Annotated in this window: 21 protein-coding genes and 1 pseudogene; 12 read left to right on the top strand and 10 right to left on the bottom strand. The window is 66.8% G+C overall.

Going from position 1 to position 24,102, the window contains the following annotated elements; translation table 11 throughout:
- A pseudogene (locus tag Manayef4_RS13590) lies at positions 1–653 on the bottom strand (hypothetical protein); the annotation flags it as partial.
- Positions 654–987: 334 nt separating this feature from the next.
- Here Manayef4_RS13590 and Manayef4_RS13585 point away from each other — a divergent pair.
- From Manayef4_RS13585 to Manayef4_RS13545, 8 genes are all read left to right on the top strand, one after another.
- Positions 988–1,269 carry a DUF397 domain-containing protein gene (locus Manayef4_RS13585; RefSeq protein WP_083282457.1) on the top strand — a complete coding sequence of 94 codons (282 nt, stop codon included), beginning with the start codon at positions 988–990 and terminating at the stop codon, positions 1,267–1,269.
- Positions 1,266–1,550 carry a hypothetical protein gene (locus Manayef4_RS13580; protein WP_070131838.1) on the top strand — a complete coding sequence of 95 codons (285 nt, stop codon included), beginning with the start codon at positions 1,266–1,268 and terminating at the stop codon, positions 1,548–1,550. Before Manayef4_RS13585 ends, Manayef4_RS13580 begins: the two co-directional genes overlap by 4 nt.
- A gap of 124 nt (positions 1,551–1,674) precedes the next feature.
- Complete coding sequence (locus tag Manayef4_RS13575; protein ID WP_070131837.1) at positions 1,675–1,893, top strand: hypothetical protein; 219 nt, start codon at positions 1,675–1,677, stop codon at positions 1,891–1,893.
- A gap of 3 nt (positions 1,894–1,896) precedes the next feature.
- On the top strand, positions 1,897–2,172 hold the full coding sequence (locus tag Manayef4_RS13570; RefSeq protein WP_070131836.1) for a hypothetical protein: 276 nt from the start codon (positions 1,897–1,899) through the stop codon (positions 2,170–2,172).
- Between the two features lie 903 nt (positions 2,173–3,075).
- Positions 3,076–4,014, top strand: a complete 939-nt coding sequence (locus Manayef4_RS13560) for a hypothetical protein (RefSeq protein WP_139140086.1) — start codon at positions 3,076–3,078, stop codon at positions 4,012–4,014.
- 98 nt (positions 4,015–4,112) lie between these two features.
- On the top strand, positions 4,113–4,574 hold the full coding sequence (locus Manayef4_RS13555; protein ID WP_070131833.1) for a hypothetical protein: 462 nt from the start codon (positions 4,113–4,115) through the stop codon (positions 4,572–4,574).
- A gap of 123 nt (positions 4,575–4,697) precedes the next feature.
- A complete protein-coding gene (locus Manayef4_RS13550) occupies positions 4,698–5,297 on the top strand; it encodes a hypothetical protein (RefSeq protein WP_070131832.1) in 600 nt (199 codons plus the stop codon).
- Complete coding sequence (locus Manayef4_RS13545) at positions 5,294–6,286, top strand: exonuclease domain-containing protein (RefSeq protein WP_175443386.1); 993 nt, start codon at positions 5,294–5,296, stop codon at positions 6,284–6,286. Before Manayef4_RS13550 ends, Manayef4_RS13545 begins: the two co-directional genes overlap by 4 nt.
- 189 nt (positions 6,287–6,475) lie before the next feature.
- Here Manayef4_RS13545 and Manayef4_RS24265 read toward each other — a convergent pair whose 3' ends face one another.
- From Manayef4_RS24265 to Manayef4_RS13530, 5 genes are all read right to left on the bottom strand, one after another.
- Positions 6,476–7,900 carry a hypothetical protein gene (locus Manayef4_RS24265; RefSeq protein ID WP_175443385.1) on the bottom strand — a complete coding sequence of 475 codons (1,425 nt, stop codon included), beginning with the start codon at positions 7,898–7,900 and terminating at the stop codon, positions 6,476–6,478.
- Position 7,901: 1 nt separating this feature from the next.
- Complete coding sequence (locus Manayef4_RS13540; RefSeq protein WP_217494117.1) at positions 7,902–10,001, bottom strand: DUF87 domain-containing protein; 2,100 nt, start codon at positions 9,999–10,001, stop codon at positions 7,902–7,904.
- A gap of 45 nt (positions 10,002–10,046) precedes the next feature.
- A complete protein-coding gene (locus tag Manayef4_RS23055) occupies positions 10,047–11,003 on the bottom strand; it encodes a DNA adenine methylase (protein ID WP_166793674.1) in 957 nt (318 codons plus the stop codon).
- A gap of 745 nt (positions 11,004–11,748) precedes the next feature.
- Entirely contained in the window at positions 11,749–12,783 is a 1,035-nt protein-coding gene (locus Manayef4_RS13535) for a replication-relaxation family protein (RefSeq protein WP_070131830.1), read from the bottom strand.
- Between the two features lie 177 nt (positions 12,784–12,960).
- Entirely contained in the window at positions 12,961–13,929 is a 969-nt protein-coding gene (locus tag Manayef4_RS13530; protein WP_083282454.1) for a hypothetical protein, read from the bottom strand.
- Between the two features lie 291 nt (positions 13,930–14,220).
- Between Manayef4_RS13530 and Manayef4_RS13525 the strand changes: the two genes are divergently transcribed.
- Positions 14,221–15,030 (top strand): DUF2127 domain-containing protein, encoded by an 810-nt coding sequence (locus Manayef4_RS13525; protein WP_108913274.1) that lies wholly within the window; start codon positions 14,221–14,223, stop codon positions 15,028–15,030.
- Between the two features lie 30 nt (positions 15,031–15,060).
- Here the strand turns inward: Manayef4_RS13525 and Manayef4_RS13520 are convergent, their stop codons facing one another.
- From Manayef4_RS13520 to Manayef4_RS13515, 3 genes are all read right to left on the bottom strand, one after another.
- Complete coding sequence (locus Manayef4_RS13520; protein ID WP_175443388.1) at positions 15,061–15,594, bottom strand: DUF2231 domain-containing protein; 534 nt, start codon at positions 15,592–15,594, stop codon at positions 15,061–15,063.
- 202 nt (positions 15,595–15,796) lie between these two features.
- Positions 15,797–16,117 carry a helix-turn-helix transcriptional regulator gene (locus Manayef4_RS24260; protein WP_023842061.1) on the bottom strand — a complete coding sequence of 107 codons (321 nt, stop codon included), beginning with the start codon at positions 16,115–16,117 and terminating at the stop codon, positions 15,797–15,799.
- 328 nt (positions 16,118–16,445) lie between these two features.
- Entirely contained in the window at positions 16,446–17,330 is an 885-nt protein-coding gene (locus Manayef4_RS13515) for an LLM class F420-dependent oxidoreductase (RefSeq protein ID WP_070131827.1), read from the bottom strand.
- 618 nt (positions 17,331–17,948) lie between these two features.
- Between Manayef4_RS13515 and Manayef4_RS13510 the strand changes: the two genes are divergently transcribed.
- Together Manayef4_RS13510 and aat are read left to right on the top strand one after the other, a co-directional pair.
- Positions 17,949–20,330: an EAL domain-containing protein gene (locus Manayef4_RS13510; RefSeq protein WP_070131826.1), complete on the top strand. Its 2,382-nt coding sequence runs from the start codon at positions 17,949–17,951 to the stop codon at positions 20,328–20,330.
- Complete coding sequence (aat, locus tag Manayef4_RS13505) at positions 20,321–21,223, top strand: leucyl/phenylalanyl-tRNA--protein transferase (protein WP_023842058.1); 903 nt, start codon at positions 20,321–20,323, stop codon at positions 21,221–21,223. The genes Manayef4_RS13510 and aat overlap by 10 nt, the downstream gene beginning before the upstream one ends.
- 115 nt (positions 21,224–21,338) lie before the next feature.
- On the opposite strand, the gene Manayef4_RS13500 is transcribed toward aat, so the two are convergent.
- Positions 21,339–22,556 carry a pyridoxal phosphate-dependent aminotransferase family protein gene (locus tag Manayef4_RS13500; RefSeq protein ID WP_330218996.1) on the bottom strand — a complete coding sequence of 406 codons (1,218 nt, stop codon included), beginning with the start codon at positions 22,554–22,556 and terminating at the stop codon, positions 21,339–21,341.
- 791 nt (positions 22,557–23,347) lie between these two features.
- Between Manayef4_RS13500 and Manayef4_RS13495 the strand changes: the two genes are divergently transcribed.
- Positions 23,348–24,085, top strand: coding sequence for a class I SAM-dependent methyltransferase (locus Manayef4_RS13495; RefSeq protein ID WP_070131843.1), 738 nt, complete (start codon positions 23,348–23,350; stop codon positions 24,083–24,085).
- Positions 24,086–24,102: the final 17 nt, after the last annotated feature.

Genomic DNA, 24,102 nt, shown 5'->3' with positions numbered 1-24,102 from the left:
CGAAAGCGTGCAGAACGCCCACTGAGGTCAGCGACCAAGGCGCTGTCGGCCGTCTTGCCCGCGAGAGACCCGGCGAGCCGCACAGGGTCGGCGACCAGCCACTCGTAACCGGCCGTGACAAGCGCACCACCGGACAGCGCGAGGAATTGGCGGCGACCAAGCGGTGAGGTCAACAGTRCCACCTCCCCAAGCGCGGCGGCCAGCCCGGTCGAACTCCACAGCCGGTCCAGACCCGCGTCTGCGGGCACCCCGCCCTCGGTCAGTGTAGGGACGCCGAGGTACCTGTGGTGAGGCTTCCGGGCGGCCATCGCAGGAGGACCTGGGGAATGCGTAGGCGGCGTTCCATGGGGAATGAGGCGCGTCCCGGGTCTGGGAACGGTGGCGCCGTGCGGGAAGAATCCCAGCTCGGCGTCCGTRTCCGCGTGCAGGATCGCACGCAGCGCGGCACGGTAGCTGGCCTGTGGCCAGCGGATGGTCCCCCGTTCGAGCCGTCCGATGTACTGAGCGTCGAGCGGGCTGGACTCCCCATGGAACACGGCCTCGTTCACGAGGTCGGCGAGTTCCCGGCGGGACATCTGGGCGCCAGGCACGGACGGTGACAACAGCCTTTGCCGCGCCTGGCGTAGCGCGTCGTTCGGCACAGAGGCGGGCACAGCTTCTCCCCCTTTCGACTGCGCTGACGGCGAGATCGTTGCACAGGGAGACAGACCCTGTACGCGAGCAGGGGAAGCGCGACGCCACGTGGGGAACCCTCCCACCAATCCTCCCCCTCCCCTCCCACGTCGATCCCGCTGTGGAGCCCCGGAGGCGTCATTCCTCCCCGCGGGATGCCCTGGCGCCCACGAACCGGCCGACGGATTGTTGCGGTGCGGTTCCGGACGGGCTTGAACTGGATTCGCCCGACCGGGCCGTCCCCCGGAGCCGCCCGGCCCCCAGCGTCGCCCCCACGGGGGTCGGGCGGCCCCACCCTGGAAGGGAACGAGCGCCATGGCCAACGAAGCGGCCTACACCGATGACGAACGACGCAAGCCCAACCTGAAAGGCGTCTTTGGCGTCGACCTCGACTGGATTCGCGCGGAACACAGCGACGACGCCGGAGACACCCGCATCGAGGTCGCGTTCGCGGGCGGYGGCATTGTCGTGCGCGACTCCAACAAGCCCTCGATCATGCTCCGGTTCTCGATCGCCGAGTTCGACATCTTCGCCCGCGCGGTCCAGGCCGGCGAGTTCGACCGGTTCCTCAAGAGCACGACGGTGCAGGTCCCATGACAGACCGACCGGCCTACACGGCGAGGGAACTCGCCGCGCCCGACATGAAGACCGTCTGGCACAACCAGGTCGACTGGGAGCACGCGCAGGCCAGCGACGCCGCCGGACAGGGACGCCTGGAGATCGCGTTCGCGGGCGGTGGCGTTGTCSTACGCAACACCAGGCGACCGGCGCTGATGCTCGCCTGCTCGTTCGCCGAGTGGGACATCTTCGCGCGCGCCGTCCAGACCGGCGAGTTCGAGCAGTTCCGCAACCTCCCTGCGCAGTCTGGTGCGGTGTAGGCCAGCGCCGGCCCGGCCCGATACCCCGGCCCGRTCGCGCTCGACGGCACCGACCCAGAACCTCACATGTCGCCCTCGGCAGGCAAAGGGAAGCGTTTCGAGGGGCGACACGCCCACCTGGTGGATGGGAGACGACACGAAGACGGCAGCGGGGCCGCTGACGCGGCTCACGCTGACCGGCCAGGCGGGACTACTGCTGCGCCAGCCCATGGCTGTGCGAACCCGCGAGTCCGAGCACGACAGGCCGCTACCCATGGTGAGCCCCGACCAGACGGACCTGGAGTTCATCCCAGTCTCACGCTCGGACCTGGCCCGGACAGCCGTCGAACTGCGTCGCTCGTAGCTGGTGAAGCAGGCCGTGGTCATCTGCCCGCCGGGCGTCTCGCCCGGCCGGACCGCGCTGGCGCTGGCCGTGGCCGAGACGCTGAGCACCAGCCAGCCGGGCAACGGGGCCGTGGTGACGTGCGCGATGGTCCCGCCCCTCGGCCAGGGGCGATCAGCGATCCCGCACGAGGTGTGGGTGTCCGCCGGCGGTGAAGTGCAGGAACGCCACGTCTGGGAGATCGTGGCGTGGTCGGACCTGACGCAATGGCTGGAGAGTCATCGTGGCCCCCGACGGTGATGTCCCCACGCTGGCGCTCCTGCGGCCTCGCCGACCCTGGCTGCGTCCTCGGCGGCAGGCATCGCGCCTTCGCCGGCGGGTGCCGTGGCTCGATCCGAGAACGCCGGTGGAGCGGGCGGCCGTCGAGCTGCTGACGCAGACACAGGACGGGGACGTCGGGCTGGCACAGAGATCGTCTCGTTAGCGGGGTGACGGGGGACGCGGGCCTGGCGATCCGTGTCCCCCGTTTCGCGTGTTCGAGGCGGCTCAACAATCAAGCTCGCCGAGCAGGCCGGGGCCGCCGAGGGCGCGCAGAAGCCCCTCGACGGCGCCGACGGGCCACAAGGCGACCGTCGAGCTGCGGATGCCGGCCACACATGGCCGGAGTTGGCCTTTCACTTCTGATACGGCGAGGGAGCCGACCCAACCGTCCACAGCCGACGCAGCGGCCCGCAGCCAGAGCCAATAGCAGCTGTTACTTCCGATACGGCGCGCGAGCCGGCCCGACCGTCCGCAACCGGCGCAGAAACTTCCCCGCGCTGGGGGCTGCGGGGGCGATGCGGCGCGGGCTTCTCTGCGCCCTCACTCAAGATACGGCGATCGGGAGAGCCGAACCGTCCGCCACCGTCAAGAGCGCGGTCCGGACCCGCACCGTCGGGGACCACGGGCCGCAGAAACGCGACGCGGACCGCTGAGCTGAGGCGGAGCGACCAGTCGCCGTAGCCGGGCCGCTACTTCCGATGCGGCGCACGAACCGGCCCAACGCGGCCGGCCCAAGGCGCGGAGGACGTGGGCGCGGGCGTGCCGGCCGGTCGGCACGCCCGCAGCTCCTCCCCACCTATCCAGCGCCGTGGGTAGCAGAATGGGTACCTTTGGTAGTCTGATGGGGTGTCGTCACGGGTTGCCGTTGTGGCGCCTGGCCGGGTGCCGKAGATCTTCGCAGGTGGCTACACGGATGCCTGCGCCGCGCTCGGCCTGCCCGCGGTGAGCGACGGCTATGTGGTGTGTCTGGAGTCGTCACCGGTGCGGCGGTGGACGGTCGTGACCCGCGGCGCGGACCAGGTGCCGACGGCGGACGCGGATGGCTGGGTCGAGCTCTCGCCCGCGGACCTGGGCCGCCCGGTGGCGGTGTGGGACGGGTGGCCGGAGGAGTTCGACCCCGGCCCGCGCTGTCAGTTCTGCGGCGACCCGGCTCCCGACTGGGTCTACCCGAGCGTCGAGGTGCAGGTCCCCATCGTCGGCACGTCGTGGGTAGGCGTCGAGACGCTGGACGCCGAGGTCGGCGGACGGAGCGACTGGTATGCGTGTAGCGCCTGCCGCCGGCCCATCGACGCCYCCGACTGGCCGGGACTGCTGGACCGGTACGGCGAGTTGGGAACACCGATCCCGGTACAGACGGCGTGGCGGCAGTTCTGGGCCCACCGGGCACCGGCCCGCGCCGCGCCACCCCTGCCATGGACAGCGGTGCACCGCCGCCGGCTCGCGCACGCCATCCGCGCCCACTGGGACACGATGTTCGACCGGACATCGATGCCGGTCCTCACGGCCACCCAGGAGCGCGACGCCGCAGCGCAGCAGGTCCTCGACGCGGCGCGCGACTATCTACAGCATCCGCCGGAGCGCGCCGGCTGGATCCGTTCCTACCCGACGTCCGGCGCGGCCCGCCTGCTGTGCGTGGAAGGCACCGGGTGGAACCTGATAGCCCGAACCGACGCCTCGGCCTACGTGCTCACCGAGGAGCTGCCGCATCTGATCATGGCCGTTGATCGCGGCCCGCGGCTGCCGGGGTTGCTATCGGGACTCGACGCGATCGCCGAACAACGCGACCCGCCTCCAGCCGCGAACCGTGTCGCCGACTCGTGAAACGGTCCGACACGGCAGCATGGATCGTGTCGTTTGTTCCGCATCGACCGCTGCGGGCCGCGAAGCTCGAAGGCCAGTCCCGGTAACGAGGAGAYCGTGTGACGGACGACGCGACGGCCCGCCTGACCGCCGATGTGCACCGGCTGCTGGAGCTGCTTGATCTCCTGCCTGTTCCCGATCTGCACGATCACCAAGACTTCTGGGAAGCCTTCGCCCTGGCGCATTGGGCACACTACAAGCCGTCCTATTATGTCGGGAAGCTGGCGGGCGGCATTGAGGCGCTGGACAGCGACCCCGCCGATGCGGCCCGCGCGCGGGAGCTGGCCGAGTATTGTCTGATCTTCTTCGACGGCGACAACTCCAAGCTGTGGACAGTGCTGGACCAGCCGCCGTCCGCCGGCCGCAGCGGCCGACGACTCGCAGCGTCGCTGTGCGAGGCCGCCTGGCGGATCTACGTTCCGTTGGAGTCGGCTCGGCGACGGGAGGACAGTCCTTCCCGACGGCGCGCTCAGACGATCTCCGCGCTCCGACGGGGAATCGACTGCGGCGACGAGCCCTAGCTAGTGCGCTGACCACGAATGTGTGTCGAGGTGGGGCGCGCGGTCGCGGTCGTCCCGGTATAGATCGCTTTAGCCCCCGGATGCTAGCCTCGCCGGGCATCGGGCCACACGGGGGAGGCGTTCGTGCACGGGATCGCGACAATCGACCGACAGCCAGGCAGCGACACCATCGCCGTCTGGATCACCAACAGGACAGAGYCGTCGCGGGCGCAGAGTGTCAACGCTGTCGTTATTGACGAGGTCAACGACCCCCGCGGACTTGAGAAGGTCAGGTTGTTGACGCGCTGCTGCGTTGTCCTGGCCACGGACGGCTCGTCACTGGAAGGACTACCGATCAAGGGCGATCACCTCACCGTCGCGGACCTCAAGGCCCTCGTCGCCGAGACCGAAGGGCATCAGCAGCGGATCGTCGCGGAGATCGACGCCTACAAGCAGCGCACCAAGTCCAAGACCCTCGTCTCGCCGACGTTCCTTGCCAGCCCGAAGATCGACGACTTCCCGCCAACCGCGGACACCCCGAGTCAACGCGCTCTGGCGACCGCGAACTTCGTCGCCAGCGTGTGGATGTCCTGGCTCACGACCGACGAGGAGCGGCGCAGGCGCACCGTCCAGCCGAAGACTCAGCTGTCGCCATGGATCATGCCCGAGGAACTGAACGATCCGACGGTACCGGACTTCCCGCCCGGCTTCGGCGGCAGGCTCCACGAGCAGCCGCTGGTGTGACGGTGCTCGACTACACCGCCATCGACTTCRAGACCGCCAACTCCTACCGCGGCTCGCCGTGCGCTGTCGGACTTGTCCGCGTACGCGACGGCGCAGCCGTGGACGAACGCCGCTGGCTCATCCGCCCCCCGGCGGCAGTCGACTACTTCGACGCGTTCAACATCATGATCCACGGCATCACCGAAAACATGGTCAAGAACGCGCCCAGGTGGAACCAGGTGCTACCCGCGCTCCTCGACTACATCGGCGACGACATCGTCGTCACCCACAACGCCGGGTTCGACATCGGCGTGATCCRCCATGCCTGCACCGTCGACGAGATCTCGTGGCCGACGATGAGGTTCGTCTGCACCCTCGTGATGTCCCGGCGGGCGCTGGCGCTGCCCTCCTACCGACTACCTTTCGTCACCGACGCACTCGGCTACCAGCTCGACGATCACCACGACCCGCTGGCCGACGCGAAGGCGGTCGTCGGGATCATCGGCGCCCTCGCGGCCCGAGAGGGCGCAGGCGACATCGACGCCCTCGCCTCGTCGCTCCGCGTGTCGGTCGGCAGGATGACCGAGGATCTCTACAACGGAAGCCTCTCGAACGGCGGYAACTACTCGCTGGTCCATCCTGACGTCAACCCGGATGCAGACCCGGACGGCTATCTCTACGGACGCATCGTCGTGTTCACTGGCACGTTGATGTCACTCACCCGCCAAACCGCGTGGGAGGAATGCGCCCGCGTCGGCGCGATCCCGGAACTCAACACGACCAGGCGAACCAACATCCTGGTCGTCGGTGACATCAACCCGACGGTCCTTCGCCCCGGAGCAAACCTCACCGCCAAAGCAGCCAAGGCGTTCGCGTTGCGAGCCAAGGGCCAGGACATCGAGGTCATGACCGAGGACGACTTCCTCCGCTGCCTCGGCGGGAAAGCTCTCACCTCGCCTCGACCGGACACGAGTCGACCTATCGCAAGCTCGGCCCACCTACCCCACTGACGTCCATCCTCATCCGTCGAGCCTGCTCACAGCGCTGCCCGCGTCCACCGCTGTCCACCATCGTCGGCTGTCCGGCTCCTCGGGCCGGCGCGCGGTCGCGCGTTTCCACGAAGGAAATATGTTCTCAACTCACGGCTGGCGGTGACGACACCATCGACTTGGCCGTATCCAATTCCGAGCCGGTAAGTATCAGTATCGAGGTGGCTGAAGTCGACTGAGGCTAATACTATCCCTTTCCAGCCCTAGCTGTTTTTGYGCGAGCAACGTGAGGACGCTTCGTCCGGTTCCGAGGGGAAGCGACGACGCGGAGTGCGCCAATGCCACAGGGATAACCGCATTCGGGTACAGGCGAGTTTGTAGTCGGTCTAGAGTCTCCAGGGTTCTTCGTAGCGTCGGGTAGCTCGCAATATCCTCCGAAGGCAGTCCGGATGAGACCGATTCCGATAGTCGTGGCTGCTCGTATGGTGGTCCGGCAGGTGTTCTTGGTAGCGTTACTACTAGCATGTCGCCATTAGTCGTCTTGTAAAAGAATCGCCGACCATAGAATTCGTCTTTGCCGTAGAAATGGTCCGCATTCTGGTTGACTATGTACCTGTTTATGTACGGCGTGTCTAGCACCATCACATGGCCGTCAGGAATGAAGTCGCTTACCGAATTCGCATGATCCGCAAAGCGTCCGGATTTCTCGATACCGACGAGCAGTGGCGGCTCTAGTTCTTTCAACCTGAGATTCGTGCAGAGGCTACCCCAATAATTCAACATCTGCGTCTTCAGTTTAGCTGTCGTACCGTAGAACGAAAGCGGTCCGTCGGTAATGAATATTCCCGCCCCGAGCAACTCGGGCCGTACACGAAAGAACCCATCGATGTACGACACCGAGAGGAGCCGCTCCGCGACATTCATCGTGCGGGTCAGCACCGTAAGGTTGGAGCCGTCTTCAGAGTACTCCTCGTGGGTGCGGAGCCAGTCGGTCGGATAGATCACCTCGCCGCAGGCGGTACATTTAGAACCTCCGACAGATGCGTTCTGTCCGCCATCGCCACAGCCCGGACAGCCGGAGGYACCGAGCGCGAGCGAGTTCAAGGGGCTACCTGGTGTACCCTGAATCGTCAGTAGCGCGTCAGTGAGAGAGAACGGATCGCCAAAATCGGTGATCTRCTGGCTATCGAACGACGAAGACAGCTCAATACGCCAGGAGTTCACGCCGTTCGCACCGGGCAGATAAACGTTGGAACCAGGTAGGACGCTGTTCACCGTCTGCGTGATTTGGGCGCGTTCCAGTCGACGTGCATCGACAAGCCCCATCGTCCGCGCAGTCAAGAAGTCTTCGATGTCGATGTAGGMGCCGGCAATCTGGACGAATCCAACGCGAACCGATGGATACCCAGCACGGGCTTCGACCTCCTGATTGGATCCATCGAAGGMGATGGCGTAAGTAGGAGGTGGACTGAGATCCGGTAGCGAGTCAAGTGAAATGCAACGCTTCGTAACTTCGGGCGGGTCCTGATCGCTGACGCTCGGGGTCGACCAACGGGCCATGGCATCGGCAATGACAGGGCTCCGCGCGGCGATCACATGTCCTAGGCGCGAGGCGTTCTCGTTCGTGTATGGCATTCTAGATGGTTACAGCCGAAAGACCTGCGGCGGCACGAGCCGCGTTAATCATGTCATGATCAAATTTTGCAACCTGAACCGGTACTATGAACTTACCGGAAAACGTCTTCATGCGAACAAMCCCTCGATCTTCGGCTCGACGGATATCTTCAGCAAATGTTGAGAAGTCGTAGTAATGGCTGAGCTCCTTCGTTTCTCGATCAGAATTGAGATGGGCAACCACATAGTTATGGGTGTTTGAGAGAACCCGCGGAYCGACGGAAGTTACCTCCTGAGTGGCGTATAGGAGACCGATTTCATACTTGGMTGCCTGTTTCGCGAGTACCACCCAAGGGTCGCGCTCGTTCTTCAGCGCCTTGTTTCGATCAAATAGATTATGGGCCTCTTCAACGACAATTTGAATTGGGAGCGGATCTCTCCCAGAGCGAAACCTTCGGTTCGCTTGTTCTAGCAGACCGTTTACGACGCGCTCACTCATGACCTGTCCAACTCGCTCGGAGCCGTGCGAGAGGTCGACGATGACGATGCGCCCCAGGGCAAGATCGGCGGCAACCTTTGAAACAACGTCGCCAGAAGCATTTGGATCGTGGAATTCGGTGAAGTCTTTAAGTCGATTAAGTACCGCAGTGCCACCGGACATGTCAAACACAGAAGATATATCTGCCCACGGCTTGCAGTTTTCCCAAGTTCGTAGATCTGTCAAGATCGCATCGTACGGCGGCTTGAGACCAGCACTGCTCTTCTTCTCTTTGATCCTAGCCGTCAACCAGGTCATTGTATCCTTCAGTCCTTCTCCTGTCCGTATTACTGCCTCGCCGGATTGCTTCGTCAGTGCGTTTGGGTGATCCGCGAGGATGGCGTCGGCCAACTTACCTGCCATTGCAAACTTAATTCCAGGCCACCTGGATGGAACGGTGAATCCGGCCTTGGCAAGCGTCGAGTAGAAGGCAAATCGGCCTCTGGCCGCGCTAGTCCTGATCTTATGATAATCTGGATCTTTATCACCGCCGGGAAAATCCTGAGGATTTGGATCCATGATCTCGGCCGACCGGAAGGCTACAGCGTATCCCGCGTCCACGGTACTGCTAAAGTCGCAAATCATATCCCAGGCAACGGGAAGCTCAGTTCGTCCAAAGAAGTTAGCGGTGAGYGGGACCTCTTGGGGGTCTTGGGGATCGGCGCCGAACTTGTAAACYTTCACCCAATCTGCGCCCTGGCCCAACAGACGCAAACCGGTCTTATCTTGTTTGTTAACATTGGCGTACTCGCCCTGCGGATCGAAAATTAGTTGGCCGATCGGGATGCCCTTTTCCCGAGAGTGCTTGAAGACGGCGGTACAGATCGTCTTGTTTGTATTTGACTTTCCCGCGCGAGTCATACCTAGCACGGCTGTCTTACGAGATATGAAATCGGTGACCCGTACTCTCACGGGTACCGAGTCCAAGCTTGCATCCTGCGCCAGACGACGCGTCGACGAAAAGCGGACGGTACCGAGCTCTATGAGATCGGGCACCGCCCCTGAGCGCAGCTCCTGCTCGCTGATCTCGGGATAGGAAGCAATGAAAGATAGAGCAATCGCGGATGGAGTGTAAACGAAATAACGCGCCCCCGCGTAGACGGTGTCGATATCGGCTCCGAACTGAATGAACGGCTTGCCGTCGATCTTCTCGACATAGAATGTGCCAAGTACGTCGCACCGGAACGCGGACATCTCGATTTGTCGAGATGTCAAAGTGTCTACGACATGCTCAGGACGCTGCTCCCGGATGTTGGCATCCCTCATAGCGGCGAGGCGGGTCGCAATCAGCTCGCCCTCGTTTGGTAGACCCGCCGTGCCCTTCACTCGCAGCAGGATTATCTCATCGCCGTCAAGAGGCTGTTGGGTCTCCTGGGTCGGGACCGTCGCAGCTGCCATGAGAAAGCCGTGTTTCGGGACTCCACCGCACTGGCGCTTCACCAGGTCATCGGTGATGACGACCGCGCTCTCATAGTCGAGCTGATAAACTCCACCGAGYCGCTTGGCTCCTGCAAGCAATCGTGTAAGCGGGCTTGCACCTGCTGCTGCCTTGCCTGCAATTCCTGTCAGAACCGGCGCGGTCACCCTCAACTCCTCTCGCAGCTTCGGCTGCTATTTAGCTTCTTGCTATCACCGTGAGGACGAGTTTGGATCTTCATCCAAGACCTTAAAACGGCCCGACTCGGGAAGATCCACATAGTTCGTGACTAGCAACTCGTCGCGCTCTGAGCGACTTGCCAAGCCTGCCGCCGTGTAGCGATGCGGTACGAGAAGGAGATGACGATCCATCCTGGATGGATATAATCCTCTCACGATTGGATTGTCGTCGTAGGAGAGTAGCCATCGATAYTGATCGGCGTTCCGCAGTTCCTGCGCGAGCTCCATATGGTTTTTACTGTCGAATGACCATTCATACAGGTACTCGGCCTTGTTTACATATGGAGGATCGAGGTAGACGGAAATTTCGGATGGATCTAGATAGGAAAAACTGGTGCGAATTCGAGCCAGTGTCGATCGCCAGTCCGAATTCCATACGTCCAAAAGGCGTCCAGTATCGGCCAGCTCACCGACGGCCCGTATTCGTCGCTGCAAACCTTCCCTACCGAACCGGCAGTCTATCTTATACTGGGATTTCTGGGAGCGGCCACCGATGGGACCGGCGCGACCGTGGAGAATACCCGAGAAAGTGGTCCGATTCAGGATCAGGCATTTTAGCGCGAGATCGCGCCTCGAACGAGGTCGCGATGCCCGCCACCAATCCCATCGGTCGACAGTTATCTTCTCTTCCCACATGCGATTGATCAGCCAGCTAGTGTCAAATGCCGCAGTATACCAAAAGGCTGCGACGAGGGGGTCGGCGTCGGCGAAAATGACGTGTTCGACGACTCCGCCCCCGGCCATCCGAAGAGCGGTGGTTGCTCCTCCGCAAAAGGGTTCCACGAAAAGGCGAGGCGGCGGCACGTTGGCCTTGATTATCGACTCAATGACGGTTGTGAGTTGCCGCTTCGCCCCTGGGTAACGCAGCGGGCTTAGGACGGAACGCTCGAAGAATTGACGATCTTGGAGCTCGTCTGGCTTGTCGAGCACTGTGCAAGGCGGCCAAGGCGTCCGCCGTACGGCCGGGGACGACTTCGGCATGTTGACGCGACCTCCCCGTGCTCCGCTGACGCCTGAACGTTAACGAACCGGGGTAGGAGTTCCGACATCCCCCCACGATCCGCCTGATGGAGGCTGAGCGTAGCGGATCTCTGACCAGCCAGTCGATGGACGCAGCAGATGATCAAGGAATGTTCGACCGATCCGCGGCGCTGCTGGGCCTATCGGGTGCTGGTAGTGATGGCCCGCCAATGCCGGGTTGCCTGACGTTCGCGGTGAGCCAGGAGGCCGCCTCCTGATCAGCTGCCACGAGATGATGGCCTTGACGCCCGAGTGGAGCTGTCAACTGTCTCGGYGGGTGGCCGGGCAGGACGCAGCGTTACAAGCTGCTMGGCGATCCAGTTGACGCGCGCACTGGTGGGCCTGTTTGGCGGAGTGTCGTGGATCTGCGGCCGGCGGTGGCGCACTGCCGCGCACGACACGGTCAGACGATCAGCTGGATGAGGTGTGACGCCGACGACGGCATCGACTACGGCCGCGTCCAGTTCGCCCGCCGCCCCGGCGGCCAGCCCGTGCTCGAAGACACCGAGTGCTTCGCCTTCATCGCAGCCGTAGACCCACGCGAACGCGGTCTGCGGGCGCGGCAGCCTGGTCCGATCGCGCTGATGGATGCCGCCACCCGGACGCGGTCGCCGTATCCAGGTGGCGGGATCCATCGAGCCGTGTGGAGCTGCGGTCAGGCCGCACGCTGCTGGAAATCAGGAGCCGTGGGTGGCATCGGCTGGGGCGGGTGCAGCCGTGTCGGGCGTCCGAGGTCGCTGTCGGCTGTGGAGCTGTCAGTCAGGGGCTTGGCGGTGTTAGGCCAGAGGCTGCCCAGTTGGCCCAGGCTGAGGCGACCGGTGCCGGGCCGGGCGAGGGGCAGCCAGCGGGGCAGGGTGGCGTCCAGATGCTGGTCCGGTTCGGCGAGGTCCGCGGCCGTGGTCGCGACCGGTACCCGCGCCGGGTCATCAAGGGTGCGCAGCGCCTGCGTGAGGACCTCGCGCAGGCGAGCTTCGCGGCGCAGGGTGGTGGTCCAGATCAGGACCGGCGTGTGGATACGGGTCGCCTTCGCGAGCCGGTGGTAGGCGTCGACCTTGAGGGCAAGGCGGCGTAGCGGTTCGGTGCCAAAGTCCAGTTCGACGAACCACTCGATCTCGGCGCCACCCTGCGCCCACCGGCCGTAGCCGTCCGGGCGGACGATGTCCCCGTACAGTCCCGCGCACCGTTCCTCTGACCACCAGGCCGTGAGCCGGCCGGGGGCGTCGGGCCGGCGGGCGCGGTGGATCAGCCGGGTGAACATCCCGTTGACCGCGATCCGGTGGGCCAGGTGCAGGGAGTGGGCGATGCCCATGGCCCGGTCGTGYTGATAGCCGATCTTCTTCGGGTCTAGGCCGTCCTCGTGCGCGAGGACGGCGGCGCCGGCGACGTCGAGGACGTAGTGCATGGGCGACAGGCCACTGACGGCCAGGGGCTGGAACCGGTCGAGGACCCGCCAGCGGTACAGCTCCAGCAGGCGGATGTTCGCCGACCGGCGGGTGACCCAGCCGAGTTCGACGATCTGGTGGGTAGTCAACACCCGGTGCTCGTGGATCATGCGGGTGATCCACCGGTCCCGTGGGGTGAGGTGGCGGGCCAGCCACAGTTGGTGCTCACCACTGGACACGATGCGGGCGGTGGGCCGGGCGTAGGTGCGGCGGCCGAGGTAGGTCTGCTGCGGAGGATTCGTGATCATGCGAAGAGGTCTCCCCAAAGAGGGTCGTCAGGCAGGCAGAGGTCGACGAACACGCAGGCAGGAATGGGCAGACGGCAGGCCAGGCCGAGGGGTGAGCGGGCTGTCGCGTCCGCGCCGGGACACCCGCCCGCCAGCACACGGGGTGTGCGCCGGTCCCACCCGCCGGGGCGGGGGCCCTCATCCGACGGCGGCCAGCGCACCTGTCTCGTCCGGCTCCGCCGGCCCAAGGTCAACCATGTCGACGTCGTCCGGCACGACCACCGCGGGCAGCCCATCCGCAGCCGGGTCATCGGCCTCCAGCACGATCGCGGCCGTGCCGGCCTCGGACACGTCGGCGTTGGGGGCGTGTTCTTCCAGCACCCGGTGCGCCTCGGTGCGTAGTTGCGTGACCAGGGCCCGTGCCTTCTTCGAGCCGACTTTCAGCCGCTTGCGCAGCTCGTCCGAGGAGATCGGACGGCGGTGTTCCTCCCAGTAACGGGTGTCCTCACGCCGCGCCCGGTCCAACAGCGAACCATCGACCACCACGGTGTTCGCCTGCTCGGGAGCGCGCTGCGCAGGAACCGCGCCCACCTCGGCCCGCGGGCTCCCACCTTCGGTTGCCACAGGCACCGCGGTGGACGCCGCTGCCCCGGCAGTCTCCGTCGGCTGGGGTGYGGGCTGAGGGATCGTGGCGCCCTGCGCTGCGGGATGGAAGGTGGTGGGGTGGCGCATCGCACGTAGCAATCCCGGGCCAACCTCGGACCAGCCGATAAGCAGCGCCGGGCCGGCGTCGAACGCGGCCTTGCCGTACTGGCCGGCGATCACCGGCTCGGCTACATTCAGCGCCAGGGTCACCACGCTGGAGAACACCAGCAGCCGCCGAGCCGGATGCAGCAGTTCCGGCGGCGCGCCCTGCACCGCCAGCTGCCGTGTCCCCAGCAAAAGGCCCACCACGGACAAGTCGACGGCAGGAGCCACCAAGGGGGCGACCCAGACTGGCACCCCGAGACGTAGCCCGAGCTGGAAGACGTTGCCGAACCCGAAGGCGAACGTCAGACCGACGACCACAGCCATGATCATGGTGACGAGAGTGACCGCCGCATCCCGTCCCGCCGCCGACGGCACCACAACCGGGCCGTCCACCATGGCGGTACCGCCCGCGGCCATCAGGCACCCGCCTTGGCCAGGGCCCGCGCCGCTACCGGCCGAGATCCGTCACTGGGCGTGATAGCCGCAGGTACGCGAGCCGAAACCACCAGGCTCGTCTTCGCCTGGCTTTGCGTGGATCCTGTCCGAGCCTCCCCGGGGACACGCGACCCGCCATGCCCGTCGGTTGCAACCCGGGTGCTCACGGGTCGGCCGCCCGCCACGGACCGGGTTCTCGCGCCAAGCTGTGTCAGCCTAGGTTGGGAAGAAGCGCGGCGGGCTGGAGACACGGGTGGGACGTGGATGGCGCGGATGAACTGGGAGCTGCGGACGTGTGCCCGCAAGGGCCACGTCACCTACCGTCCGGACGAGACATCGCTGGCCGAGCGGCTGACCGCCCGGACCGCCGTCGGTGTCAGCTGGCGGTGCCTACGGTGCGGCGACTTCGTCGTCGGGGAGCCGGCCCTGTCCGGACCGGCTGAGGACGCACCGCTGCTCCTGCGCGGACGGGCGCTGCGCGACGCGACGGTCCTGCGGCTACTCGCCGTGGAACGGATACTCCGGGCGCTGCTCATGGTCCTGATCGGCTACGCCATCCTCCGGTTCCGCCGATCGGAGGGGCAGCTCCAGCAGCTGTTCGACCGGGCCGTGCCCGCGGCGCGCCCGCTGGCCGACGTCCTGCGTCTCGATCTCGACCATTCCCCTACAATCGATCGCCTGCACCACCTCCTGCACACCCGTCCCCACACCCTGCTCCTCGTCGCGCTGCTGCTGTTCGGCTACGCCGCCGTACAGGTCGTCGAGGGGATCGGGCTATGGCTACTCAAGCGCTGGGGCGAGTACTTCGCCGCCGTCGCCACGTCGGCGTTCCTGCCGTTGGAGATCTACGAACTCACCGAGCGGATCACGGTCCTGCGCATCGGAGCGCTTGTCATCAACGTCGGTGCCGTCGTCTACCTCATCGTGAGCAAACGGCTGTTCAGAGTCCGGGGTGGGGCCGCCGCGTTCGAGGCCGAACGGCACGCGGAGTCCCTGCTCGAGGTGGAGCACTCCGCCCAGGCCGATCCGGCCCGTCCCGATCCTGCGGTACCGCAGGATCCTCGTCCGCAGGCCTTCACCTGAACCGGGCAGGCCCATCACCGGGCAGGCCCATCACCGGGCAGGCCCATCACCGGGCAGGGGAGTCCGGCTGAAGCTGCCGTGCCAGACGGCCTGGGCACCACTGTCGCCGATCCGGTAGACCTGCACGACCGAGCCGGCGGCGACGACCAGGCTGAGCACGGCGAGAACCGCCACGAGCACCMTCCGGCCGGGACCGGTCGCGGTGCGCGCCGGAGCCGTTTCCGTTCCGGTGGCGGCCGAGCGGCGTGCGAGCACCCACGACGCCGCGGCCGCGACGAACAGCCCGGCGGCCCAGGGCAGCAGGGTGTCACCGAGTTCGGCGTGCCGGCGGACCAGCTCGCTCGAGGGCACGCGTGCCTCGAGCCACTCCCCCGCATGGGTGGTGAGCGGCACGCTCACCAGCGCGACCAGAGCGACCAGCGGGGTGATGACGCCCAGCCGGCGCCGCGCCGCCGGCCACACCGCGGACAGCACCACCAGCATCGCTGCCAGCGGCACGAGGATGACAACCACATGCACGAGCAAGACGTGCGCCGGCAGTCCGTTGATCTCCGTTGGCCCCACGGTCGCTCCGATCGTCATCTCGTGATGTCCGCACCACGAGCCGTCACAGACAGGAGAAATCCCGCCCCGCATTACTACAGCAGTAGTAGTACTAATACTACTACTACTGCCTCTGTCGTAGATGAAGCGGGGCGACTAGGGACGCACCGTGCCCAGGGCGAGGCGGAAACGCCGGGGCCGGGACGGTCTCCCGCAGGGTGCGCTAGATCTCGTCGAACTCGCGTACCGCCCGGACATACCGGTGCGGCGCGAGCAGCCGCAGCCGCTCGGCCGGCCGAAACCCCAGCTCCGGCTCGGTGACCGCGAATAGCAGGCAGTAGGCACGCCGATAGGCGACTCCCGGGAATACTTTCCCGAGCTCGTGCCGACGGACCATTTCCGCAGTCGCCGCGGGCGGTGTGAAGCTTTCTCCCCCAGCGAGACCACGCACCTGCTCGGCGAGCCCGTCCTGCGTCAGGCCCCGGGCCTCACGGAAGCGACGAAGAGTACTCGGAGTCCAGCCCGGGTGCTTCGCGTTCGACATCGACGACCTCGTTCCAACGACCTCGTTCCGCTGCCCCGCCAGTTCTCCCACCAGCAGAGTAGTCAGACGGATACCGCGGACGGGCGACAATGTCGGAATCGAGCGCTGGACATCCCTCAAGGTCCGTTTCCTGTSCGGTCACCGGACTGCCCGGGTAATCGCCTGCCGGCTRCCCTGGTCAGTGCGGCCGACACGCGTTGGACTCATGACCAGCGGCTCCGCTCGGGCTGACGGGAGGTCCCCGGGTCCGGCGCCGCGCACGGGCCTGGCCAAGAACGAGCTGCCCCCCTTCGGGACCGGCCTGGAGATCTGGGTCGGGAGATCTGGGTCAGGAGATCTCGGCGAGCCCGGCGACCCGCGGAATCACCTCTTCACCGAGTATGTGCAGAGGCTCGACGTGCCAGACGTCGCGCACGCCACCGAGAACCGCCTGGACACCGAGTTCGGCCAGGTCGTTCAGCTCGTCGAGAATCCTCGCCACATTCTCCCCCCTCGGTCCGACGTCAAAGGAGAAGACCACGGTCTTGAGGATGTCGTCGTAGTTCCGACCCTCGCGTTCGCAGTGTTCACGCAGCACCTGGAGCTTGCGCGCCAGATCGGGACCGGGGAAGAGGTTGCACGCCTGTGCGTACCGGGCCACGAGGCGCAGCGTCTTCCTTTCGCCACCCCCACCGATCAGGATGGGTGGATGCGGCCGCGTCAGCGGCTGCGGCGAATTCAGTGGACGGGCCAACTGGTAGTACCGGCCAGAGAAGGGGCTCTCGTCACCGCTCCACATCCGCAGGCAGATCTGCAGCGTCTCCTCGAGCCGTTCGAACCGCTCGGCCAGCGGCGGGAACGRCAGACCGAGACCGACCGCCTCCTGTTCGTACCAGGCGGCGCCGATGCCCAGCCAGGCCCGCCCGCCGGAGAGCACGTCCAGCGTCGTGACGATCTTCGCCAGGGCGCCGGGCTCCCGGTAGACCGTCCCGGTGACCAGGGTCAGCAGCTTCGYGCGGCGGCTGTGGGCGGCCAGGAAACCCAGCGTCGTGTACGCCTCCAGCATCTCGTTCTCGGCCGGACCGACCATCGCGATCTGGAAGAAGTGGTCCATGACGGCCAGGTAGTCGAATCCGACCGTGTCCGCCACGCGGACCACCTCGGCCAGATCTTCCCCGAGCCGCCCGGAACCGTGCGGGGAGGTGAAGTCGGGTAGTTGCAGACCGATCCGCATGTGCGCTCCTCCCCCGCCTCCAGCGCGGGAAGYGGGACATAGCCGATATTTTCCCATCTGTCGCGCGGCGGCAGCCTCCGGCCGCGGCGACCATGATCGGGCCGCCCTGACGTGATGAGTCGACGACACGGCCACGCCTGCGCGCGGTCACCCCACCCGAACCCAACGCCACGCCCGCAAATCGCAACAAATTTCGATATATAAATAACAAGAGGCTGAGATGCACGAGAATGTAGGCATGCCCGGCCAAGCCTCCGTCATGATGGTCACATGAGGCCCGAGTGGCGGGACCTCCGGGGTGTCCGTACCCTTTCCCTCGACGGAGGTAGTCCCACTCCTCCCGCAGGACCGGTCGCCGTCGGCGGCGGTCGATTACTGGATCTGCGGAGTCGGCACCATGGCGGCACCGGAGAGGGGCCGGAGGGGGAGTCGCCACCAGCGCCCGCCCACGGCGCACCCGTAAAAGATCATATTTTTCGGCGAACCGGCCTTCGGCGAACCGGCAGGCAAGACGGCCGTCGGTGCCGCTGGTGTTGTCGCCGCGGCACCGGGCGATGGCCGTCGGCACGATGYCGGGCACGTGCACAGGTTTCCACCACTCTGCGGGGGGATGACCGGTTGACCGCCTCTCTCCCTCCCCCGTGCCGGTTCCGTCTGATCCGGATTGCCCAGCTCGTCCTGATCGTCGCCACGGTCTACCTGTCCGTTTCCGCGTTCGTCACCGTGCCCCACATCGGCAACGAGACCGGGTCGCTGCGTTACGGCGTCGCCCTCGGCTCGGGCCTGATCTGCCTGGCGCGGGCGGTGTTGATCCGCGGCGAACGCCTCCCCTGGGCCCTGCTCGGTACCGGGCTCATCAGCTACGGAGGCGCGACGATCTACTACAACGCGGCGGTCGCCGGCCGGCAGGACGACGACCTCGGGCCGTCGCTGGCCGATCTCGGCTGGCTGCTCTTCTATCCGGCGTGCTATGTCGCCGTCATCCTCCTGCTACGCAGAAGAGTGCTCCGGCTGCACACGAGCGTCTGGATGGACGCGCTCGTCGGCCTGCTCGGCGTGGCCGCGCTGACCAGCGGCATCGGCGTGGCGATGGCGAACGCGTATCCGCGCTACAGCGCGTGGACGATGACGGTGAACCTGATCTATCCGCTCGCCGACCTGCTGCTGATCYTGCTGATCGTCACGGTGTTCAGCCTGCTGGGCTGGCATCCCGGCCGGGTGTGGTGGCTGCTGGGCATCGGGCTGGTGGGCTTCGCGATAGCCGACTCACTCCTGCTGGTCATCGTCACCACGGACAGGGACCCCGGGTCCGGCCTCCTCGGCACGCTGTGGCTGTTCTCGGTGCTCATGYCGGCCCTGGCCGCCTGGCTGCGACCGCGCTGGCACCCACCGGCCAAGATGTCCGGCTGGGGCGTCATCGCGGTCCCACTGGTGCTCACCGTGATCGCGCTCGGTCTGCTCGTCCTCGGCGCCACGGTCCAGCTGCCAAAGGTCACCGTCGGACTCGCCRCGGCCACGGTGCTGACGGCCCTGGCCCGCGCCGCGTTCACCTTCATCGAGGTCCAGCAGCTCGCCGAAAGCAAGGTGCTGGCCCGCACTGACGAGCTGACGGGCCTGGCAAACCGGCGTGGCTTCATCGAACGGCTGACGAAGGCCGAGCAGCGCGCCACCGGGGTGGACACCTTCGCCCTCCTCCTGCTGGACCTTGACCGGTTCAAGGAGATCAACGACTCGCTGGGGCATCAGGTGGGCGACGCGCTGCTGGCGCAGGTCGGAACCCGTATCTCCGACGCCCTGCGTCCCGGCGACCTGCATGCCCGCCTGGGCGGCGACGAGTTCGCGGTCCTGCTCGAACACGCGGACATCGAGGCCGCAAAACGCGTCGCCGACCGGGTGCTGGCCGTGCTCGGCAATCCCTTCGACGTCGGCGGGGTGACCCTGCACGTCGGCGCGAGCATCGGCGCCGCCGTGTACCCCGACCACGCCGAGGACGCCCACATCCTGTTGCAGCGTGCCGACGTGGCCATGTATGCCGCGAAGTCGGGCCGCACCGGCGTGGAGTCCTACCGTCCCGGCTCCGACGTGAACAGCCTCGTCCGCCTCGACATGATCGAGTCCCTGCGCGCGGCGCTCGGCACCGGCCAGCTGGAGGTGCACTACCAGGTCAAGGTCGACCTCGATTCCGGGCAGGCAAATGCCGTGGAGGCCCTGGTCCGCTGGCGGCATCCCAGCCGCGGCCTGCTCGGGCCAGAGGAATTCGTCCCCCTGGCCGAACAGGCCGGTTTCATCCGGATGCTGACCATCGAGGTGTTGGAGACCGCCCTGGGCCAGTGCCGGCAGTGGCACTCCGCCGGATTCGACGTAGCGGTGGCGGTGAACCTGTCCGCCTCGGACCTGCTGGACCGTGGCTTTCCCGAACAGGTCAGCGGCATGCTCTCCGGCTTCGGGCTGAGCCCGACGGCACTCGAGCTGGAGATCACCGAGACCACGTTGATGCTCGACCGGGTCCGCACGGCCGCCGTACTCGGGGAGCTGCGCGACCTGGGGATCGGAATCGCCGTCGACGACTACGGCACCGGGTACTCCTCCCTGGCCAGGCTCTGGGAGCTGCCCGTTGACGTGCTGAAGCTGGACAAGTCATTCATCCAACGCATGGAGGTCGATGGCCGGGCCGAGGCGATCGTCCGTTCGACGGTCGGGCTCGCCCACGCGCTCGGCCTGCGCATCGTCGTCGAGGGCGTGGAGACCGCTGGAGCGATGCGGATGCTGCGGGATTTCGGCTGCGACCTGGCTCAGGGCTACTTCCTCGGCCATCCGGGCCCATCCGAGCAGGTGACCGAGCAACTGCGGCGACGGGCGCCGTCGGCTGGCATGATCGATCCGGAGACGATCGGCCGGACGGAGGAATGTCCCGGCGATCTCTCCCCGACGATGGAGAGTGYCGTGCTGAACGCCCCAGTCGCCCCGGATCGGACGCCGGCGGTCAAGTCGTGGCGCTGACGGCGCCGCCCCGCGATCTCGGCCCCACCGTATGGGACGGGTTCTCGCTGCTGAGCAGCCCCCGCCAGGCCCCGGTCGCCGTCGGCGGTGAGCTGGATCCGGCGACGTTGATCGGCGCCTACCGGGCCGGCGCCTTCCCCTGGCCGGCGAGCGAGGCCGACGGCGGCAAGGTCCATGAGGACGACGAGGCCCACGGGGACGACAGCGACGACGCGAGCAGCGGGACCCGCGGGGGCGGGGGGTGGCTGCGCGAGATCCTGCGGGCGGCGGTGGCCGCCCGACGCATCCCCCATCTGCCCCCGCACCGTCCCGGTGGGCTGGACCTGCCCTGGTGGAGCCCCGACCCCCGGGCGGTGATCCCGATCGGCCGGCTGCGGGTCAACCGGACACTGCGCAAGCGGCTACGTAACTGCGGGTGGACCACCACCGTCGACGAGCGCTTCGTCGACGTCGTCCGCGGCTGCCGCCGCGGCGGTACCTCCGAATGGATCACTCCCCAACTGGTCGAGGGCTACGCCGAGCTGCACGCCCTGGGCTGGGCGCACAGCATCGAGGTCTGGGAGGGCGACGAGCTGGTCGGCGGCATGTACGGAGTGGGCGTCGGCGGCGTGTTCGTCGGTGAATCGATGTTCCGCACCCGGACCGACGCCTCCAAGGTGGCTCTGGCCGACTTCGACGCCCGGTTCACCGCGGCCGGCGGGGTGCTGCTGGACGTGCAGATCGCGACCCCGCATCTGATCGACCTGGGTGCGGTGGAGATTCCACGGGCCGATTTCCTCGCCGTTCTGGCCCGCGTCCGGGATGCCGACGTCCGCCTCGACCGCGACCGGTATCCGGTCGCCCGCCTTGCCCCGCATGGCGCCTCCGGCGCAATGCGGGGACCCCTGGCCTAGGGCGCCGTCCGGGGTCTCCGTCACCTCGCCTCCGGCGAGCTTCCTGGGAGAGCCGTCGGGCGCCTCCGGCGCAATGCGGGGGCCCCGGTAGGAGCCTGTCTCGGCGAGGTGGGGTTCAGTCGCCGGCGCGGGCCTGCGGGACCGACACCAGGGGAAACCGCTCGACCGCCTCGGCCAGGACGGCCAGCAGATGATCGATCTCGGCGTTGGTGTTGGCCGCGGTGACCTGGATGCGCACCCCGACCTGCTCACGGGGAACGACCGGGAACGGCACCACACTCGCGAAGATCCCCCGTTCGAACAGAAACCGGCCCAACGGCTCGGCCTGCGCGGCGTCKACCAGGGGAATCTCTATGATCGGAAAGCCGCTGGCGTTGAGCGTGAACAGACCGAGCCCGCGCAGGCCGTCGAGGAACCGGCTGGTCAGGCGGTGCAGCCGGGCCCGGATGGCGTCCCCGCGTTCCGCGTTGACCCGCAGCCCGACCAGCCCGGTCGCCAGGGACGCCACCGGCGACGGGCCGGAGAAGACGTACGGGCCCGCGGTGGACTTCAGATACTCCTTCACCTCCGTGGGGCAGGCGACGAAGGCGAGCAGCGACGAGTACGCCTTCGAGAAACCGCCGACCAGGACGAGATCGTCGTAGGTCTCGCCGAGATGGCGGACGATTCCGTTGCCGCGGCTGCCGTAGGGGCTCGACGCGGCGGGATCACGCTCGCCGACGACACCGAACCCGTGGGCGTCGTCAACGTAGAGCAGGGCGTCGTGCGCACGGGTGAGCGCCGCGAGTTCGGCGAGCGGCGGGCCGTTTCCGGTCATGCTGTGGACGCCGTCGACGCACACCACCCGGGGGTGAGGGCTCGTCCGCAGCCGGCGTTCCAGCCGGTCGAGCCGGTCCTCGCGGAAGCGCGCCACGGCGGCGCCATGGGCCGCGGCCACGACCGCGCCGTCATGTGCCGTCTGATGGGCGTGCACCTCGACGAAGAGGGCCCCCTTGCCCACGAGGGCGGGCAGCACCGACAGCTGGATGTGGGTGATGGTCGGGAGCAGCAGCGCGTCCTCGGCACCGAGGAGAGCTGCGAGCGTGTGCTCGATGTCGTCGTACATCCGCGGGCTGGCGATCAGCCTCGACCAGCTCGGGTGGGTGCCCCAGCGGTCCAGGTACTCCGGGACCGCCTCGATGATCTCCTGGTCGAGATCGAGGCCAAGGTAGTTGCACGACGCGAAATCGGTGAGCCAATGATCACCGATCCGTATCCGGCGGCCGTCGATCTCGTCCACCGTCGCGTCGTAAAAGGGCGCGTGGCGGCGCAGGCGGTCCAGTTCGGCCCGCATACCCATAGGCTGATCAAGAACGTGTCGCCAGGCCGGCGATAACGCCGAGACAGGGGACGAAGGCAAGTCGGGACTTTCGTAGGTCTGCGACATCCCCGCGGCCTAGCCCATGCCCTGGGCCACGGCGATCGGCCGGGCGGGCAGGATGATCACTAGCATCCCAAACAGTCCAGATAGTCCAGATAGTCCAGATTCTCGGAAGGCAGTCGGCCCTGCCAGCGGAACCGRGTGCACTACCACCATCACCAGCCCTCAGGATCGCCGGGAACACACGTCGCCGGGTTCAGGGAACGAAGAAGCACCAACGGACCAAAGGAGTATTCAACACGTAAACAATAAACCTCAGGGCCCGGATAATTCCACAACAAGCGTGGTATGCCCCTGATCCGCGCAGCGGAGCCGGGAGATCGGGCGGACGCCGAGGCCACTGCGGACCGGGCGTCCACGCCACGGCCGGGGCGGATCCGACTGGCGGCCCGGGCGGCTCCCRCCGCCCACCGAAGGCCCGCCGCCGTGGTGTTATCGTCCCCGGCATGTCTGACACGGCGGCATCCGCGGCGACCTCCACCGCGTCCACGGCTGCGGCTTCCACGGCTCCCCCCGCAGGCTCGAGGCAGGCCCCGACACCCTCCGCGGCGACCCCGGAACCGGGTGGCGAGTCCCGGGCCGCGGCTTTCGGGACCGCGCCGCCGGCCGGCCCGTCCGGCCCGGTGCCGGCGAGCGGAGCGGGCACGGCGAGCGGAGCGCAGGCGGCGGCCACTCCCCGCGAGCGGACCAAGGAGGGTCCGCTGGTGCGCGCCCTGCCCTATTCCGGGTTCGGACTGTCGCGCTCGAAGACGCTGTTCCTCGCGCACCGCAAGGAGCCCGTCGACCCGGCTGGCTTCTACTCGCTGATCGCCGCGGACTCCGTGCGCCAGCTGATGCGGTACACATCCCTGACCGGCCAGCTCGTCCTCGACGTCGGCGGCGGCCCGGGTTACTTCCGCTCGGCCTTCCTCGACGCCGGCGCCCGGTACGTGTGGGTCGAGCCGGACGTCTCGGAGATGGAGGCCGGTGGCATCGAGGTTCCCGGCCGGGTCCGGGGCAKCGCCTTGGACCTGCCGTTCCTCTCCGGAAGCGTTGATCTCTGCTACACGTCAAACGTGCTCGAACACGTCCCCGACCCGTGGCGGATGTGCTCCGAACTGGCCCGGGTGACCCGCCCTGGCGGGCTCATCTTCCTGAGCTACACGAACTGGCTGTCCCCCTGGGGCGGCCACGAGACCGCACCCTGGCACTATCTGGGTGGTGACCGGGCGGCGGCGAGGTTCGAACGCCGCAAGGGCAAGGCGCCGAAAAACATCTACGGCAAGACTCTATTTCCGGTGTCGGTGGCCGACACCCTCGCCTGGGCGAAGCGGCGGTCCGACGTCGAGATCCTCGACGCGATGCCGCGCTATCTGCCCGACTGGGCGAAGGTGATCATCAGGATTCCCGGTGCCCGCGAGATTGTGACCTGGAACCTCGCGATGGTGTTGCGCAAGCGCTGAGCCGCCGGGCCGCGCGA

It is taken from the genome of Frankia sp. CgMI4 (assembly GCF_001756285.1).
Classification (GTDB): Bacteria; Actinomycetota; Actinomycetes; order Frankiales; family Frankiaceae; genus Frankia; species Frankia casuarinae.
Note: the sequence above shows the minus strand (reverse complement) of the source record. Positions and strands in the feature narration are given on the sequence as shown.

Bases quoted from the DNA above. Each gene is read 5' to 3' on its own strand.
- Manayef4_RS13525 (WP_108913274.1), top strand. From the start codon at position 14,221: ATGAACTGGGAGCTGCGGACGTGTGCCCGCAAGGGCCACGTCACCTAC.
- Manayef4_RS24260 (WP_023842061.1), bottom strand. From the start codon at position 16,117: ATGTCGAACGCGAAGCACCCGGGCTGGACTCCGAGTACTCTTCGTCGC.
- Manayef4_RS13575 (WP_070131837.1), top strand. From the start codon at position 1,675: ATGGGAGACGACACGAAGACGGCAGCGGGGCCGCTGACGCGGCTCACG.